At 44.4% G+C, this 1,159-nt stretch carries 2 protein-coding genes; both read left to right on the forward strand.

The window, feature by feature from the left end; translation table 11 throughout:
- The first annotated feature begins 59 nt into the window (after nucleotides 1-59).
- Nucleotides 60-272, forward strand: coding sequence for a 30S ribosomal protein S21 (rpsU, locus tag A3G19_RS06890; RefSeq protein WP_015652475.1), 213 nt, complete (start codon nucleotides 60-62; stop codon nucleotides 270-272).
- Between the two features lie 120 nt (nucleotides 273-392).
- Nucleotides 393-1,159: formate-dependent phosphoribosylglycinamide formyltransferase (gene purT, locus A3G19_RS06895; RefSeq protein WP_294871526.1), on the forward strand; the 767-nt coding region annotated here is incomplete at its 3' end.

Below are 1,159 nucleotides of genomic sequence, written 5' to 3' on the forward strand. Positions count from 1 at the left end.
GATACATCTATGCTATAATTCCAATTCGAAAAATTTTAAATAGAAAGTAGGTGATGTGAATGCCTGGTATCGTTCTTAGACAAGATGATAACTTTGATGCTGCTTACCGCCGTTTCAAGAAACAAACAGATCGTAATCTGATTGTTACTGAAGCTCGTGCTCGTCGTAACCATGTTACAGAGACTGAAAAACGTAAACAGTTCAAAATCAGCGCTCGCAAAAAGATGTTAAAACGTTTGTATATGATGCGACGTTACGAATCTCGCCTGTAATTCCTTGCGCTTCGGCGCTTGGGTTACAACCCTCTTCCCTCTCAACTTTTCCCTTTGTAACAAAACCTTTACTAACCCTATGATAAACTTCGTGTAACAATTTTTGCACAAGGCTACATTATGCTCTTTAGCGCACCTCTCAAAACCAATTCCAAAAAAATCATGTTGTTGGGTTCCGGCGAACTCGGTAAAGAAGTGGCGATCGAGGCACAGCGTCTCGGCATTGAAGTGATCGCGGTTGACCGTTATAAACATGCTCCGGCACACTTAGTCGCAAATCGATCTCATGTCGTTAACATGCAAGACCAAGAAGCGGTATTGAAAATCATTCGAAAAGAGAAACCGGACTATATTCTCCCTGAAATCGAAGCGATCAGTATCGACGCACTGTTCGCGGCAGAAGCGGAAGGATTTTGTGTTATCCCCAATGCCGAAGCGGTCAACAAAACGATGAACCGTAAAAATATCCGCCGTTTCGCGAGCGAAGAGTTAGGACTTAAAACAAGCCGTTATCATTTTGTGAGTACCTATGAAGATATGTGCGCTGCGGCTGAGGATGTCGGGTTTCCGTGTGTAATTAAACCGGTGATGAGCTCTTCCGGTCACGGACAAAGTATCGCTCACAGTCCATTTGATTTGGAAAACTCTTGGGAAGTTGCCAAAGAGGCACGCGGGGATGCGAGCGAGCTGATCGTCGAAGAGTTTATCCGTTTTGATTATGAGATCACGTTACTCACTGCTCGTAACGGAGTAGAGACGGTATTTTGTGAGCCGATCGGGCATATCCAAAAAGACGGCGACTACATCTACAGCTGGCAGCCGATGGAGATGTCGAAAAAAGCGCTCAAACGTTCTCAAAAGATCGCTAAAACGATTACCGACGGTTT

This window comes from Sulfuricurvum sp. RIFCSPLOWO2_12_FULL_43_24 (assembly GCF_001829605.1).
Taxonomy (GTDB): domain Bacteria; phylum Campylobacterota; class Campylobacteria; order Campylobacterales; family Sulfurimonadaceae; genus Sulfuricurvum.

Bases quoted from the DNA above. Each gene is read 5' to 3' on its own strand.
- rpsU (WP_015652475.1), top strand. From the start codon at position 60: ATGCCTGGTATCGTTCTTAGACAAGATGATAACTTTGATGCTGCTTAC.